The sequence below is a fragment of the Leptospira kobayashii genome (assembly GCF_003114835.2).
Classification (GTDB): domain Bacteria; phylum Spirochaetota; class Leptospiria; order Leptospirales; family Leptospiraceae; genus Leptospira_A; species Leptospira_A kobayashii.
Map to the genome: position 1 here is coordinate 2,132,404 of NZ_AP025028.1, position 16,066 is coordinate 2,148,469.

15 protein-coding genes are annotated in these 16,066 nt (G+C 40.3%); 1 reads left to right on the forward strand and 14 read right to left on the reverse strand.

The features are described 5' to 3' along the window. Positions 1-3 precede the first annotated feature (3 nt). From DI077_RS09395 to rfaE1, 12 genes are all read right to left on the reverse strand, one after another. On the reverse strand, positions 4-1,362 hold the full coding sequence (locus DI077_RS09395) for a sigma-54-dependent transcriptional regulator (protein ID WP_109019880.1): 1,359 nt from the start codon (positions 1,360-1,362) through the stop codon (positions 4-6). A gap of 4 nt (positions 1,363-1,366) precedes the next feature. Beyond that, entirely contained in the window at positions 1,367-3,187 is a 1,821-nt protein-coding gene (locus tag DI077_RS09400) for an LIC_11548 family sensor histidine kinase (protein ID WP_109019881.1), read from the reverse strand. Further along, positions 3,174-3,452, reverse strand: a complete 279-nt coding sequence (locus DI077_RS09405; protein ID WP_109019882.1) for an HPr family phosphocarrier protein — start codon at positions 3,450-3,452, stop codon at positions 3,174-3,176. Before DI077_RS09405 ends, DI077_RS09400 begins: the two co-directional genes overlap by 14 nt. Next, positions 3,427-4,389, reverse strand: coding sequence for an HPr(Ser) kinase/phosphatase (gene hprK / locus DI077_RS09410; protein ID WP_109019883.1), 963 nt, complete (start codon positions 4,387-4,389; stop codon positions 3,427-3,429). Before hprK ends, DI077_RS09405 begins: the two co-directional genes overlap by 26 nt. A gap of 3 nt (positions 4,390-4,392) precedes the next feature. Continuing rightward, the gene (rpoN, locus tag DI077_RS09415) at positions 4,393-5,814 is read right to left on the reverse strand and encodes an RNA polymerase factor sigma-54 (RefSeq protein WP_109019884.1); all 1,422 of its coding nucleotides are present in this window, start codon (positions 5,812-5,814) and stop codon (positions 4,393-4,395) included. A 4-nt stretch (positions 5,815-5,818) separates the two neighbouring features. Beyond that, positions 5,819-6,526 (reverse strand): LPS export ABC transporter ATP-binding protein, encoded by a 708-nt coding sequence (gene lptB / locus DI077_RS09420; RefSeq protein ID WP_109019995.1) that lies wholly within the window; start codon positions 6,524-6,526, stop codon positions 5,819-5,821. 46 nt (positions 6,527-6,572) lie between these two features. Beyond that, a complete protein-coding gene (locus tag DI077_RS09425; RefSeq protein WP_109019885.1) occupies positions 6,573-7,961 on the reverse strand; it encodes an LptA/OstA family protein in 1,389 nt (462 codons plus the stop codon). Beyond that, positions 7,958-8,509 (reverse strand): LPS export ABC transporter periplasmic protein LptC, encoded by a 552-nt coding sequence (gene lptC / locus DI077_RS09430; protein WP_278321633.1) that lies wholly within the window; start codon positions 8,507-8,509, stop codon positions 7,958-7,960. Before lptC ends, DI077_RS09425 begins: the two co-directional genes overlap by 4 nt. A 6-nt stretch (positions 8,510-8,515) precedes the next feature. Continuing rightward, positions 8,516-9,364, reverse strand: a complete 849-nt coding sequence (gene kdsA, locus DI077_RS09435; RefSeq protein ID WP_109019887.1) for a 3-deoxy-8-phosphooctulonate synthase — start codon at positions 9,362-9,364, stop codon at positions 8,516-8,518. A 1-nt stretch (position 9,365) separates the two neighbouring features. Beyond that, on the reverse strand, positions 9,366-10,988 hold the full coding sequence (locus DI077_RS09440; RefSeq protein WP_109019888.1) for a CTP synthase: 1,623 nt from the start codon (positions 10,986-10,988) through the stop codon (positions 9,366-9,368). Between the two features lie 65 nt (positions 10,989-11,053). Then, positions 11,054-11,542 carry a D-glycero-beta-D-manno-heptose 1-phosphate adenylyltransferase gene (gene rfaE2 / locus DI077_RS09445; protein WP_109019889.1) on the reverse strand — a complete coding sequence of 163 codons (489 nt, stop codon included), beginning with the start codon at positions 11,540-11,542 and terminating at the stop codon, positions 11,054-11,056. After that, positions 11,539-12,555: a D-glycero-beta-D-manno-heptose-7-phosphate kinase gene (gene rfaE1 / locus DI077_RS09450; RefSeq protein ID WP_278321634.1), complete on the reverse strand. Its 1,017-nt coding sequence runs from the start codon at positions 12,553-12,555 to the stop codon at positions 11,539-11,541. Before rfaE1 ends, rfaE2 begins: the two co-directional genes overlap by 4 nt. 42 nt (positions 12,556-12,597) lie before the next feature. On the opposite strand from rfaE1, the gene DI077_RS09455 reads away from it, so the two are divergent. Beyond that, positions 12,598-13,227 (forward strand): LON peptidase substrate-binding domain-containing protein, encoded by a 630-nt coding sequence (locus DI077_RS09455; RefSeq protein ID WP_167837128.1) that lies wholly within the window; start codon positions 12,598-12,600, stop codon positions 13,225-13,227. Between the two features lie 3 nt (positions 13,228-13,230). Here the strand turns inward: DI077_RS09455 and DI077_RS09460 are convergent, their stop codons facing one another. Then, on the reverse strand, positions 13,231-13,893 hold the full coding sequence (locus DI077_RS09460) for an LIC11631 family protein (protein WP_109019891.1): 663 nt from the start codon (positions 13,891-13,893) through the stop codon (positions 13,231-13,233). Between the two features lie 98 nt (positions 13,894-13,991). Beyond that, the gene (locus DI077_RS09465; RefSeq protein WP_109019892.1) at positions 13,992-15,926 is read right to left on the reverse strand and encodes an AMP-dependent synthetase/ligase; all 1,935 of its coding nucleotides are present in this window, start codon (positions 15,924-15,926) and stop codon (positions 13,992-13,994) included. Between the last annotated feature and the right edge of the window lie 140 nt (positions 15,927-16,066).

Genomic DNA, 16,066 nt, shown 5'->3' on the forward strand with positions numbered 1-16,066 from the left:
TCTTTAATTTTCCACCAACTGATCCACCTGGATGTTCAAGGATTTTAATTTGCGATAAAGATGTGTTCTTTCAATGCCTAAAGCTTTGGAAGCACGGCTTACATTTCCGTCGAAGTTTTGAAGGGTTTTGATGATATACTGTCTCTCGAATTCGTCTTTCGCATGTTTTAAATCTCCCCGTTCCGCCATCTCGTTCGCTTTTTTAAATCCCAGAAGCGAATCTTTAACATCCTTTTGGCGAATCGTATCGTTCGGAACCATAATGGAAAGTCTTTCCAGAATATTTCGAAGTTCCCTGATATTTCCGGGCCAAAAATGCTGCACAAGTAGATCCAAAGCTTCCCTGTCGATTGTTTTAGGTGTTAGGTCATTGTCTTTGATCGATTTTTTGAGATAATGTTCCACTAAAATAGGAATGTCCTGTTTACGCTCTCGAAGCGGAGGAAGTTCGATCGGAATTACATTCAATCTATAATACAGATCCTCTCTGAATTTTCCTTCTTTGATCGCGTCTTCCACATTGATATTGGTTGCAGCAATCACACGAACATCCACCTGAATGGTTTCATTTCCACCGATCCGTTCGAATCTTTGTTCCTGCAATACCCGAAGTACTTTTGCCTGGGTAGCAAGGGACATATCGCAAATCTCGTCAAGAAACAAAGTTCCATTATGCGCTTGTTCGAATTTACCGATTTTGCGGTCGGTAGCTCCGGTGAATGCCCCCTTCTCATATCCGAAAAGTTCGGATTCGATCAAATCCTCGGGGATCGCCGCGCAATTGATTTCTATATAAGGTAAGTCCCTTCTTTTTGAATTTTGAAAGATAGCTCGGGCAACCAATTCCTTACCCGTTCCGTTATCTCCAAAAATAAAAACACGAGCGTTCGTCTGTGCCGCCTGGTAAATTGCAAATTTGACCTTTCTAATTCCGGGAGAGACCCCGAGTATTTCATCATATTCTAATTTGATATTTGGAGTCTCCGATTCGGAATCGGTCGATTTTTGAAGGGCGGTCTCTATGGTTTGGATCACTTTTTCAATCGACAAAGGTTTTTCCAAAAAATCATTTGCACCTTTTTTAGTAGCACTTACTGCAAGTTCGATGGTTCCGTGACCGGAAATCATTACGATCGGAATGGTGGGATATATTTTTTTACATTCATCCAGAATGGTAAGCCCATCTTCCTTTCCCACCCAAACATCCAAAAGGATAAGTGACGGTCTATCTTTTGTCAGTGCTTTGATTAAGGTTTTTCCATTGCTGAAGTCTTCGACCAGATAATTCTCGTCTTCCAGAATGGCTCTGAGAGATTTGCGAATTTCCTTTTCGTCGTCAAGAATGTAAATTAGCTTCTGCATACTACTAACCTAACGGGAGTTCGATCTTAAACTTACATCCGCCCAATTTCGAATCTTCCACCGATATATGGCCATGATGATCTATGATTGTTTTTTGGACTACTGCAAGACCGATCCCAGAACCATGATTTTCCTTTGTAGAAAAGTAAGGTTCAAATATTTTTTCCCGCAAATCGGAAGAAAGCCCCGGCCCGGAATCCTCGATTTCGATAATCACCGATTTTCTCAACGCTTTCTTTTGGAGCCTTGCCGTAAGTCTTATCTTTTTAGCTTTGGTGGTCAAAAGATCCACGTCTTCGTTGGAACCGCTATCCGACTGAATGGCTTCTACAGCATTCTTCAAAAGATTGTTGATCACCCCCAAAAAAAGGCGTTTGTCGATGAACAACTCAGGCAAAGTTTCGCTCAGTTTCAGTTCGAATTCTATATCCGTAGATTCCTGGAAGAGTCTTACCGCTTCCAAAAGAATAGGATTCAAATTCTGATTGATAAGTACAGGTACGGGCATTCGGGCGAATTCGGTAAATTCCTTAACCAGATGTTCCAAAACCCTCACCTGACCGATGATAGTTTCGGTTGCATCATTAATCACCGAAGTTAGATTTTCAGTATTTTGATTTTGAAATTTTCTTTGGATTCTTTCCGCAGAAAGTTGGATCGGAGTAAGAGGATTTTTGATTTCATGCGCCATTCTTTGCGCAACTTCCTTCCAAGCGGCAATTCTTTGCGTGTGCATCAATTCTTCCGATTTGGATTTTAAATCCGCAACCATCTGGTTGAAAGAGTCAATCAGAATTCCCATCTCTCCGTCTTCGGACATTTCAATCTTTACATCGGACTCGCCGAGAGATACTTTCTTAGTTGCATTCGCCAAATTGATGATAGGTCTTGAAATTTTACGGGCGAATACGAATGAAAACAGAATAGCCACAAAAAACATGGAAAAGGAAAAAATACCTATCGTTAAACGGATACTATGTGGAATTTTTTCTTTCCAAATCCTAACTGTATTATAAGTTGAAGTTGCGTTTATTATATTCAGAACCTCTGTCTCGGAACCTCTATGAATTCTCTGCCCCAAAATCAAATTCACTTCTTCAGCCAGAGGAAATAACAGAAAGTAATAGGAAATATCTTCACGATAGAGCCTTGCATCCAATACGTTTTGATTGTCTTTCAGTTGAGTGAATTCAAGATCGTTTATGTATTTATAAAGCCCTTTCGATTCGAACTTAACAACACTCCCTTCCGTATAACAAAGATAATAGTCTTCTTTATCGAAAAATCCCAGTTCAACGGCTTTTCTGAAGATCAGATAACTGTCTTTGGGAGTGTTTTTGATTTGATTGAATAGGTGATTGCCTTTGTAAAACAGATTTGTTTCGGCCGGTTTCTCTTCCGATGAAATCAATACCACAGCGGATTTCAAAGCATTGGAAATATCCACCCGATAAAATCCTTCAATCAACTTTCCGGTTAAATTGGAAGAAAGAATAAAAATAGGCAACGAAGGAAGAAGTGCCACAAAGAGAAAAGCTAATGTAAGTCTGTAACGAATCGAACTTCTGATTTTACCCGTTTCCAAATTCCTTTTGTTACGGTAAACATAGGAAATCATCAATGCTAAGATAAAAAACGGAATCAAAAGCAATAGATAAGTATCTATTTTTGCCGTAAAAGGAACTTCATCATCCCTTCTAAATATGAAAATTTCGGAGAGAGTGACTGCTACACTGATGGTGAGAAGAAATACAAATGCGTCCCTAAGATAATAACGGTTTTCTTCTGAAATCCGAAATCTGGACTGTAAATTATTTAGGAACATCTAGTTCAAAATTATTTTTGACGAGCTTTTCAATTGCGGATAACGCTTCGTCTTCCCGATTCCCATCCGCTTTTACGGAAAATTCCACACCGGCACCTAAGGCCAACATCATAAGTCCCATAATCGATTTTCCATTGACTTCTATATCATCCTTGATGACAAAAATTTCACACGGAAAGGAAGCTGCTACTTTTACGAATAAAGAGGCGGGCCTCGCATGTAAGCCCATTGACTCTTCGTTAATCTTTAACTGGATTTGTTTCAATTTTGCTCTGTTGGATATATGTATTTAGTTTTGTGGAAAATTCTTTCGCGCTATTCTTTCCCATTTTTCGAAGACGCTGATTCATTGCTGCGGTTTCTACAATGATCGGAATATTTCTTCCCGGTTTCACCGGAATTTCAATATAAGGAATGGAAACACCTAATATATCTTCCGTGCTGAGCTCAATGCCTGTTCTTTCATACTCGGCATGCTCTTCCCATTCTTTCAAGTTGATGATGAGTTCGATCAGTTTGTGGTCACGAACGGAACCAACACCAAACAGATCTTTGATGTTCAAAATCCCTAGTCCTCTGATTTCCATATGATGGCGAAGCAAATCGGAACATGATCCTATCAAATAACTTTCGCTGAGCCTTCTGATTTCCACCATATCGTCCGCAACCAGACGATGCCCTCTTTCGATCAGTTCGAGAGCAGTCTCACTTTTTCCCACTCCTGACTTTCCCGTAAGTAGAGTTCCTATACCGAATACTTCGATCAAAACTCCATGACGCATCGTACGAGGTGCCAATGCCCTGTCTAAAATTTGAGAAATCAAAGTAATGAATCGATGAGTGGAGACGGGAGTCAAAAACAAAGGGATACCTTTTTGTCTTGCCATTTCAACAAAAGGAGCCTGAGGTTCGTTTCCGTGAGTATATATAATACAGTTTAGGTGGAATTGAAAAAACTTTTCAGTGATATCGTTCAAATGTTCGGGAGTGAGTGAATTCAGATAAGCCCACTCTCCTTTGCCGAAAATCTGAATCCTATCATTGGCAAAAAAATCGAAAAAGCCGGTAAGGGAAAGCCCCGGGCGATTGATCTCTGCATTATTAATGCGGTTGGTTAATCCTTCTTCGCCTGTTATCAATACAAGCTTAAGATCCTCATGTTCTCGGAGTATCGTTTCCACTGTAATTCCCGGTACGGGCATGGTTTAACCTTTTAATGAACTAATTCGTTTGCGTTGGTTTGAAGGTAAAATTTTCAAAACCTTTCTATATTTTGCAACTGTCCTTCTGGCAATTTCAATCCCTTTTTTCTCCATAATATCAACGATATCCTGATCGGAGAGAGGGTTCGTATCATCTTCCGCCTTCACCAAATTGCGGATGATTTCATGGATCTTTTTGGAACTTTCCTTTCCACCTTCCATCGATTTTACTCCGGAAGAGAAAAACCATTTCAATTCGAAAATTCCCCAAGTCGTTTGAATGTATTTATTTGTTGTTATGCGGGAAATGGTGGATTCATGCAGGCTGAGCTTTTCTGCGATTTCTTTCAAAGTAAGCGGTTTGATATGGGTGATACCGCCTCGGAAAAAATCCACCTGAAAATCGATGATGGAACTCACCACTCTTTGCAAAGTCTGACGTCTCTGTTGGATGGAGCGAATGAGCCACTGAGCGGAACTGAACTTGGTTTGAAAATATTCCTTGTCTGTCGCAGGAAGTTTTGTATTCAATAATTCCTTATATTCGTCTTGGATGGCAAGTTTGGGAAGCCATTCGTCATTGATGAATATATTGAACTCTCCTCCAATTTCTTTTACAACAACATCCGGAACAACATAATCTGTTTTTTTGCCTTGGTAAAGAGTGGCAGGATACGGTTCCAGTTTTTTGATAAAACGGGCAAGCTGTGAAACTTCATCTTCAGTGATTCTGAGATTTTTGGCGATTTTTTTGTAATCTATCCTTTCCAAATCATTTAAAAATTCATCGATCAGTTTATGCAAAAGTATATTTTCAGGGAAAAGAATCCTCGCTTGGATGAGTAGAGTTTCCTGAATGTCCTTTGCTCCGATCCCGATAGGATCCAATTCATTGATTAGCCGGAGCACCTTACGTAGCTTAACTTCGCTATAACCCATTTCTTTTGCGATTTCACTCAAGTCATGGTTCAGGAAACCCTTTTCATCAATCATTGAAATCAAAACTTCGCCCATTTCGAACTCGGAATTGGTCAATCGTATCAACCGAAGTTGGCCTAATAGATGTTCCTCTAACGACTCTCCACGCGTTGTCGATTCGATATATTTTTGATTTCTATCGCTTGCTTCCTGGTTATAAGTCCTCGGTCCTTCTATCGAATAAGTTTCTTGCCAATTTACATCTGTACTTTTTTCATGATTGAGTTTTTCGATTCTTTTGACTTCTTCGTAAGAAAAAAGTTCGGGCATCTTCGGTTTTTCATCCAGACCGATTTCATCCAACATGGGATTTTCCATTAACTCGTTTTGAATCTTATCCGACAATTCCAGAGTAGACAGAGACAATAGCTCGATCGACTGACGCAGATCATGCGTCATAACCAATCTTTGAGTTTGCCTTTGTGATAAGCTGTTTCCGAGTTTCATGGACTTAAAGAGTAAAATCTTCTCCCAAATATATACGACGAGTTTCCGGATCGCTTACCAAATCATTTGCAGTTCCTGAAATCAAAATCCGACCGCTGTACATGATATAAGCTCTATCCGTAATTTTCAATGTTTCCCTTACGTTATGATCTGTAATCAAGATTCCCAATCCTCTTTTCTTTAAAGACTGGATCACATTCTGAATGTCTTTCACTGCAATCGGGTCAACTCCGGCAAAAGGTTCATCGAGTAGTATGAAATCAGGATTCGTTACAAGCGCGCGAGCAATTTCACATCTGCGTCTTTCCCCACCGGAAAGAGTAAAGCCTTTTTGATTGGCAACTCTCATGATCTGTAATTCCATAAGGAGAGAGTCTCTTCTTTTAACGATTTCATCTCCGGGAAGATTCATCGTTTCCAAAATGGCTTCCAGATTTTCCGCCACAGTTAATTTTCTAAAGATAGACGCTTCCTGTGCTAAATAACCGACTCCCATACGCGCACGGATGTGCATCGGTGATTTTGTCAGATCCTCATCATCAATGAAAACAGTTCCGGAATCCGGAGTGACAAAACCTACACTCATATAAAAAGAAGTTGTTTTGCCTGCACCGTTAGGACCGAGCAAACCTACGATCTCGCCTTTGCGGATGAAAAAACTGACTCCGTCGACCACCTTTCTCTTGTTATAGATCTTAACAAGATTTTCCATTCGGAAAGTTTTTATCGGGGTCTCCGGTTCTGATGCAAGAATTTGTTTAGTTTTTTTTGTCATCGTTTAGTACTTTTAATCCGTCCGTTAATACAGCCTTATCCTCAGATGGGAATAAAATAATCCTTCCGGCAGACACCTTTGTTCCGTCTCTGACTAGGGTCGGATTTCCTTCCAAAACCAATTTGTCTTCTTCTTCAAAATATGTCGCAAATTCGCCCGTCGCTTTAGCTGTTTGAGTTTGGATATTCACATTTCCACGGGCTACCGCTTCTTTCTTTTCATCAAATCTTTCGATGAAAACGCTAGAAAGATTTCCTTTTTCTTCCAAAGTTTTTTTATCCAAAAAGAAGATCTGAGGGTTTTCCGACAAAAAGGAATAACCCTTTTCCTTATCGTATTCAAGATATCCACCTTGCATTCGATAGGCGTTCTTTTTGTCCAAATAAGTGACATTCTTTTTCGCCTGGATCAGTTTATTATTACGAGTGCTTTCGATTTCTTCCGCTTTGAATTCGGAATCTTCCCTATGCAAAAATGCATTTCCTTTCATGGATGTAAAAGATTCGGAAGCTTTATTTTTATGAACAAGTCGATCGCCGCTGAAAGTGGATATAATTCTTATTTTCTCTTTTTCCACAGGTTCTTTATTTTTAACTTCTTTCGAATTTTTGCGGGACTCTTCTATGTTTTCATTTCCTTTTTCATAACTGACTTGATAGATTGCCGCATTCCCGTCCAGAGTAATGCTTCCTTCCTTTACATAATAGGAAAGAATTTTACCTTGCAAAAAACGATTCTCCGAAAATAAAAACGGTTCGTTTTCCAAATCGATTCTATCTTCTTTTTCAAAATAAACCGCGTCCTCTCCGAATACTTGAAAATCAAGAGAAGTGACAACCACCTTTCCCGATAGAACGGTTCTCGCTTCTTCCAAATAACGTACAATAGAATGACAGGAAATCCTAACCGTCTTTCCGTCCTTTTTATGAATCAGAACGGGATGATTTTCCAAAGTCACCGTGCCGAGTAATTTATCATAAACACCTTTGGAAGCGATCAAAGTAGCGCCGTTTTCTTTGTCTTCCACCACTACTTGTCCTTTCAAATTTCCGATCAGAGCGTCTTCGCCGATCACTTCAATTTCGCGTGCATTCAATTTCACATTTTTATGAGTTATATAAGCACCGCCACCCAAGATAAAAACCTTCATTTGAAATCCGTTGATCAGTCTCTCTTCCTGAGTCAGGGTATTCCCACCCCACATAACAGGTATTTTCTCTTTCTTTTTATCATTGGTTTTGGTGATGTTCGGATCGGCAGGGCTTATGCGAAATATATCATCGCTTCCTATCAATATGGGAATATCAATGTTGTTCGCATATACCAAGGACACCAAAGATAAAAAAAGACAAACGAATCCGATTTGTTTCATTTGTCTTTTAAAGGATTGCTTCCACCCACAGTGATTGCAGTGGGACGCAAAACGGTATACTTATTCAAACCACGGTCCGCTCGAAGTCCTTTCCCGCGAATGGTAGTTCCTTCCGAATAAATAACCACATCATCATCTGTTGACAATGTTTTATCTTCCAGATTGTATTTGAGAGACTCGGAATGCAATTGGCGGCCTTCTTCCGTTTTCAATTTTACATCTCCGTTCAAAACTACTGATTTTTCGGTATGATTGATTTCCCCTCTTTCTCCGGTTAAAAAAGATTTGTATTTTCCGCCGTCATACTGGTAAAACTGAAACCCATAAACAACCGTTCGATTCTCTTTCGGGAAAATATAGGATTCCTTTCCTAAAAGTTTCCATTCCAAATCACCGGCTTTCGTATAGGAAATACGAGAAAAATCGCGAAGGGAGATCATGGATCCCGATTCTTTTTCTTCTTCGACACGAAGATATTTTTTGTCCTTACAACTAACAAAAATTAGGCATAAAATCAAAAAGACTCGCATGGCTGAAACCGGAATCAAAAGGAATTAATCTAATCCCAAAACTTTTGTTTTTACGAAACGATCTATTTCCAAAAGATTTTTCAAAAGGAATTTTGCTTTATGAAGAGGAAATTGGGTCGTTGCATCGGAAAGAGCCTTTTCCGGATCAGGATGAACTTCCATAAACAAACCTTCCACTCCAACGGAAACTGCACCTCTCATCATATGAGGAATGAATTCGCGTAGGCCCCCCGTGATATTTCCGGCTCCACCCGGCAATTGCGCGGAATGAGTTCCGTCAAATACAAGAGGAATCCCGTGTTTATGGATCATAGGAATTCCACGGATATCGAAAACCAAATTTCCATATCCGAAACTAGCTCCTCTTTCCGTTACCATATACTTTTCAGAACCCGATTCTTGGATCTTGGTCTTGATATGACGGGTGTCATCCGGTGCCATAAACTGACCCTTCTTTACGTTCACCCATTTTCCAGTTTCGGCTGCCTTTGCAATCAAATCGGTTTGTCTGCATAAGAATGCAGGAATTTGATAGATATCCACAGTATCTTTCAGAGGATCCACTTGGTTGGTTTCATGTACATCGGTTAACACCGGTACATTGTATTTATTTTTGATAAAATCGAGTAGTCTTCTTCCTTCATCGATTCCGGGGCCGCGATAAGAATTGATGGAAGAACGGTTCGCTTTATCAAAGGAAGATTTGAATATATAAACAATCCCGAGTTCGTCGCAAATGTCTTTCATCTCTCCGCAAACCCGATCCAATAGATCCTGGTTTTCCATAACGCAAGGACCGGAGATTAGAAAAAATGGATTTCGTCCGCCGATTTTTTTACCGAAAAATTCTCTTTCTTCAATTAAATCGCTCATATCAACCTTCCGTCTTTTTCGCCAGCTTCGCTGCTGCTTTGATAAAACCTGCAAATAAAGGATGCGGGTCAGTAGGTTTCGATTGAAATTCAGGATGAAACTGAACACCCACAAACCAAGGATGGTTCGGAACTTCAACGATTTCCACCAAACTTTCGTCAGGCGAAAATCCGGTTAGATTCATTCCTTTTTTCTCATACTCTTCTCTAAACCGGAGAGTAAATTCAAATCTATGTCTATGTCGTTCCGAAATTCTTTCGGTTTTGTATTCTTGGAATGCAAGAGATCCTTTTTTCACCACACAAGGATAAGCACCCAAACGCATTGTGCCTCCCATTCTTTCGATTTCCATTTGTTCTTCAATCATGGAAATCACCGGATGAGCGGAATGAGGTTGAAACTCGGTGGAATTCGCATCCTTATATCCCAGGACATTACGACCGAACTCGATTACCGCACATTGCATTCCCAAACAAATCCCGAAAAAAGGAATCCCTTTGGTTCTTGCATATTGAATGGAAGCGATCTTACCTTCAATCCCGCGTTCCCCGAATCCTCCCGGAACCAAGATGCCGGTCACACCTTTCAGAAGTTCCTTTACATTCTTGGAATCGATGTCTTCCGGATTCAGTTTGACAACTTCCACTTCTACTTCGTTTGCGATTCCGCCATGGGCCAAAGATTCGTAAACGGAACGGTAGGCATCTTGTAACGATATGTATTTTCCGATTAACGCGACTTTAACGGTCTTTTTTGCGTTCCGGATTTTTTTGATCATATTTTCCCAATGGGAAAAATTCAATTTTCGAAGATCCATCCCGAGCGCGTTTAACACGACTTCATCCAACTTTTCTTCCCGATACATAAAAGGAATTTCATAGATGGATGTGGAAATATCCACGGCGGAGATTACATTCTGATCCTGAACATTGCAAAAGAGAGAGATCTTACTTTTCATCTCTTTCGACATCGGTTTATTGATCCGGCAAACCAGAATATCCGGCTGGATTCCCAATGCCAAAAGTTCTTTTACGGAATGTTGGGTCGGTTTTGTTTTCGCCTCGCCTGCTACAGTGATCGTAGGGACAAGAGTCAAATGCATAAATAACACTTGTTTTGCGCCATGTTCGTAACGCATTTGCCGGATGGCTTCCAGAAAAGGAACGGATTCGATGTCCCCCACGGTTCCTCCGATTTCCACAATTACGAAATCGGTTTCATTGTCACGGGCCAAGGTATAAATACGATTTCGGATTTCATTCGTAATATGAGGTACGACTTGTACGGTACGGCCGAGATAATCCCCTTTTCTCTCTCTTTCGATAACAGCATGATAAATCTGTCCCGTGGAAACGGAGTTTTTACGGGAAAATTTTGATTTAGTAAAACGTTCGTAATAACCGAGATCCAAATCCGTTTCCGCACCGTCTTCGGTAACGTAAACTTCTCCGTGTTGGTAAGGACTCATCGTTCCCGGATCTATATTGATATAAGGATCCATTTTTTGTAAGGATACGGAATAACCTCTTGCCTCCAAGAGACAACCCAGGGCAGCAACAGTGACTCCCTTTCCTAGAGAGGAGGAAACCCCTCCGGTGATAAAAATATATTTGGTCTTGGACAATTCTTACTCCAGGCAAAATGACGTTTTTTACAAATTGGAGGAGATAACCGCAAAATCAATACCGTTTAGAGATGGGTCTTCGCTTTTTCCAAAATGGATGTAGTAGATTTCCCTGGTAAAAAAGGCAGAATGACCACTTCTCCGCCAAGGGATTTTACTAAACCGTATTCCGGTAGCTTTTCTGCCAAATAATCCCCTCCCTTTGTGTGGATGCTCGGTCGGATTTTTTGGATGAGATGCAAAGGAGTTTCTTCTTCGAAAGAGGAAATAAGATCAATGCAGGCGAGACCCGCGAGAACCTTCGCACGATCTTCCAAAGAATTGATCGGTCTTGTCGGTCCTTTTAATTTTTGAACCGACAAATCGGAATTCAATCCAAGCCATAACAAATCTCCCAAGTCTCTCGCACGGGACAAATATTCTACATGCCCAGGATGTAAGATATCAAAACAGCCGTTAGTAAATACTATTTTTTTACCTTCCAGAGAGAGCCGTTTCTCTTCAATCCGGTCCGTAGAAATGATCTTATCCGCAAGGGATGTAAAATAGCTCAAAGTCCTTTCTCCAAAAGTCCCAGTTGCAACAAACTCTCTTCGATTTCATTCGTATCCAGAGTAGCGGCACCCAATTTCCCAACAACCACACCTGCACTTGCATTTGCAATCAGACTTGATTCATATATGGACATCCCCGCCGCAAGAAATGCAGTATAAGCGGAAATCACCGTATCACCCGCTCCCGTTACATCAAACACTTCTTTGGCGACAGTAGGTATATGATAGAATTGTTTCGATTTTGTCTCGTAAACAGTCATTCCTTTGTCCCCTCGGGTGATCATCACCGCTTTTGGATTTGTTTTTTCCGCAATTTCAAGACAAGCATCTTCTATTTCTTTTTCCGAAGAAAGCTTTCGACCCAATGCTTTTCCCGCTTCATGGTGATTGGGAGTCATGATATCGATTTCCTTGTATTGAAAAAAATGACTCACTTGAGGATCGACAGTTACGATCACATGATTTTGAACCGCTAATTTTATAATTTCTGAGATCAGTCGAAGGGTCAGATAACCCTTGTCATAGTCGGATAGGATGATCGCTTTTGATTCACCGATTTTTTGTTTTACCTGAGAAATCACTTGGTCTTCTTCTTCTTGGGTAAGTGGGATGATTTCTTCCCGATCCACTCTGCAAACTTGTTGTTGGGAAGCGATGATTCTCGTTTTTAAAATCGTAGGAATCCCTTTTGATTCGAGCAACTGAATGTCTTCTTGGGAGACTTTTTCGGAAAGAAGCAAAGATTTCAATGTTTCACCGGCTTTGTCCGCACCGCATCGTCCCAAAACAATGGAAGGGCTGGAAAATGCGGAAAGATTTTTAACTACGTTTCCGGAACCACCTAAAGTTTGTTTTTCCTTTCTCACCCAAACAACAGGCACCGGAGCTTCCGGCGAAATTCTGTCTACAGATCCGAAAAGATACTCATCCAGGATCAAATCTCCCACCACCATTATCTTTTGTTCTCCTAGCTGGGAGAAAGCCTTCTTTAACTTTAATGAATTGATTTTCAATTTGTTCTCTATTCTTTTTAGATTTACAGCTTATCAGAAAATATGCAACCTTTCTACGTGTCAACCTTCACGTTGCCGATATTTCCTCTACCAGAAGTATTCTTATTTCCTGGTACTTTTTTACCCTTACATATTTTCGAACCAAGGTATAGGCTAATGCTGGATTTTTGTCTGGAAAATGGAAACGAAATGGCGATAGCTCCTTACAAAAAGGATTGGAATTATTTAGAATCGAGTGCTCCTCCGATTGAGTCGATTTTCGGATGGGGCCATGTCATTCAAAAAGAAGGCCTCCCCGACGGAAGATCCAATATCATCTTGGAAGGAATGGGCACTGCAAAATTGGTAAGCTATGAATCCACAGAGCCGTTTCGAATTGCGCAAGTGGAAAAAATAAAACAGGAATTGAACAGAAAGGATGATCCGGACTTCCAAAATCTTGTAGAAGAGCTTTTGGTTTTGACAAAAAGAATATTACTTTCGGAAGGAGCCGAGGAAAACCTGATCATGAAAATGAATCACATCACCAAACACCCGTTTCCGATTGATTTCATTGCTTCTCTGTTAAATTATGAATTTTCCGCCAAACAAGAGATCCTCGCGACAGCCAACATCTTTGAAAAAGCAAATAAACTCATCCAAATCGTTCGTTCCCTCAATATGAGGGAATAAAATTCAAGCAGGAGTCAGTTCTGCGATAAACAGTAAAAAAGGAGAATGTATGTTCTGCGTTTCTCTAAAAAATACTCTGGGATGGATTTGCTCCGGAGATTGCAAATAAAGATAGGAAGAAGTCTCTTTCCTGATATAGGCTCGGGTCAACCTGTCCGTTTTTTGAGAATCGATCAGGAATTGGGAAAGTAGTTCGGACAAGCTGGTCGATTCCTCTTTATCCTTTCCGCTGGCGCAAAAAAATACTACCTTCTTCCCTGCACCGGAATATTCCCAACGCAAAGAATGTTTCCAAGAACTTCCAAAAGAAAAATCCTTCTCATGGGATTCTTCTTCTCTTTCTCCGATCAAACTGGGAACAAAATCATCCGTAGTCAAAAAAGGATTGATTTGCAAATAATTGGTTTTGGAAAGATAGGATTTCCAGATACGAGGGAGTCCTGTTAAGGTCAATGGAATCCCATTTTCCTCGAAAGAAAGAAATGATCGAAGAGTTAAAAATGCCAAAAAAGAGGTATGAATCTGAGTCACACTTGTGAAGTCCCAAATTTCCTTTTTTTGCAAAGGAGATAAGAACAAAGAATCCATCCCATAAAAATCCTGGTGGATGTATGGATAGAAAACGGAAGGTTCTAAGGATGAAATTTTGCCATCAGAGGAGCTCACCTTGAATCTATCGGCAGAAGATAAAAAAAGAGACAGGCAAAAAAAAACCGCTCTTCCGAGCGGCTTTGATTCGAAAAAATCGGGCTATGAAAAACCGATCACTCCGCTGCGTAAAGCGATGCGATCTTATCTTTATATTTTTCAGTGATCAAATGACGTTTCATTTTATGAAGATTTGTCATCTCATCCCCAACTTCAAATTGTTTTGTAATCAAAAAGAAAGGAGTTACTTGTTCGAAAGATTTGAAACCTGTTTTAACATTATTCAAAGCCTTGATTTCTTTTTTGTAAAAATCGATAACCTTAGGATTCTCAATCAACTTTTGTTTATCGGTCTCACTGATCCCGTTTTCCTTTGCCCATTCTCCCAATTTCTCGAAATCAGGGATCACGATCGCGCCTAGATTTTTTTGATCTTGGCCGATGACCATGACTTGAAAGATGTAAGGAGATTCGGTGAGTTTATTCTCGATTGGAACCGGCTCTACGTTTTCACCACCCAAAAGAACTACAGTATCTTTCGCGCGACCAGTGATGGTTAATGTCTTTTTAAAATTGAACATACCGATATCACCGGTGTCCATCCAACCGTCTTTGATCACCTTCGCTGTGGTTTCCGGGTTTTTATAATAACCTTTCATCACTTGCGGACCGCGTAGATGAATTACACCTCGAAGCCCGAATTTTCCCGCGATCAGCTTTTGGTTGGCATCCATATGCGCTAATACTTTTCCGGAATCGTCACGTAATTGAACTTCAGAACCGGGAGTGATTACACCTACGGAACCTTGAACCAAATGTTTGAAAGTTCTTACGGAAATCACCGGAGAAGTTTCAGTCATCCCGTATCCTTCCAATACATTGATCCCAATATCATTGAAGAAAGCATCTACATGTTTTTGCAAAGCTCCACCACCGGATACGGAAGCTTTTAACTCTCCGCCGGTTGCTTCTCTGATTTTAGAAAGAACGATGAGATCCAAAAGGAAATACAACGGTGCTGTCAAAATCGCAATTACCAGGTGATAGACTCCCAGAAAAAGAGAGGCAATCGGATTTCTTCCTGTGTAATCCACTTGGTTTCCTTTTAGGAAACGCACGGAAGCATTGAAATGTTTTGAAAAGAAATATGCTAACTTGAACAAACCTCTTCGGATAGCAGGTGTTTGTTTAGGATCGCTGATACGCGTATAAATACCGTTGTAAATACTTTCCCAAAGGCGAGGCGCGGAAGCCATAAACGTAGGTTTGGCTTTTTTCATATCGTCTCTTAGATCGCGAACATTCGTATAATAAGTGGCGCATCCGGCTGCAATCGCCAAATATTCGAACACTCTTTCAAACACGTGCCAAACAGGAAGAATGGATAACATTCTTTCTTCGGAACGAATTTGGATCATGTTTGATAAAATGGAACTTGTCTGATGAAGCATATTGGAATGCATCAGCATAACGCCTTTTGGCATTCCCGTAGTTCCGGAAGTATAGATGATTGTAAAAAGATCGTCGGGTTTAATCCCCTTCATGCGTTCTTCTGCTTTTTTAGAACCCTTGTCTCTCAGATCCTTTCCTTTCGAAAGAAGTTCATCCAGCTTGAGGACACCGGTAGCAGTGGACTTTTTGTCCATAATCACGATGGTTTTTGCAAATTCGAACTGAGAACGGTTTTTTTGAAATTTCTCTAAAACTTTATCATTTTCTAAAAATACAACTTTAGCTTCACAGTGATTTAGAATATAAACGATTTCTGAATCGGTAACATCCGTTCCACGAGGAACGTCCGCCGCACCGGCGATAAGAATACCATAATCACTTACAATCCATTCCAAACGATTGTCTGCAATCAAAGCGACATTTTCGCGAGCTTGGACTCCAAGATCAATCAAGGCTTCCGCTAGATTCAATCCTAAATCGTAGACTTCTTTAAAAGTCGTTGGCTTATAATTTTTAGTTTCGTCTTTGCTAAAAAACGCTGGGCGATTCCCAAATTTTTCAGCACTCTGCTGGAAGAGTTCGGGCAAATTGGCTGGCATTATTGACTCCTTTCTGGATCACAAATGTAAAAAAGGTAACTCAAGAGGACTAATTTTGACACACCCAGTCAAGTCCTTTTCATCTTTAACATTGAATTAGTTTTTTAATTCATTGTATTTTCGTTATTGTGCAGTGCATA

Coding starts and splice junctions, on each gene's coding strand:
- DI077_RS09395 (WP_109019880.1), bottom strand. CDS start 1,362: ATGCAGAAGCTAATTTACATTCTTGACGACGAAAAGGAAATTCGCAAA.
- DI077_RS09400 (WP_109019881.1), bottom strand. CDS start 3,187: ATGTTCCTAAATAATTTACAGTCCAGATTTCGGATTTCAGAAGAAAAC.
- hprK (WP_109019883.1), bottom strand. CDS start 4,389: ATGCCCGTACCGGGAATTACAGTGGAAACGATACTCCGAGAACATGAG.
- rpoN (WP_109019884.1), bottom strand. CDS start 5,814: ATGAAACTCGGAAACAGCTTATCACAAAGGCAAACTCAAAGATTGGTT.
- lptB (WP_109019995.1), bottom strand. CDS start 6,526: ATGGAAAATCTTGTTAAGATCTATAACAAGAGAAAGGTGGTCGACGGA.
- DI077_RS09425 (WP_109019885.1), bottom strand. CDS start 7,961: ATGAAACAAATCGGATTCGTTTGTCTTTTTTTATCTTTGGTGTCCTTG.
- kdsA (WP_109019887.1), bottom strand. CDS start 9,364: ATGAGCGATTTAATTGAAGAAAGAGAATTTTTCGGTAAAAAAATCGGC.
- DI077_RS09455 (WP_167837128.1), top strand. CDS start 12,598: ATGCAACCTTTCTACGTGTCAACCTTCACGTTGCCGATATTTCCTCTA.
- DI077_RS09465 (WP_109019892.1), bottom strand. CDS start 15,926: ATGCCAGCCAATTTGCCCGAACTCTTCCAGCAGAGTGCTGAAAAATTT.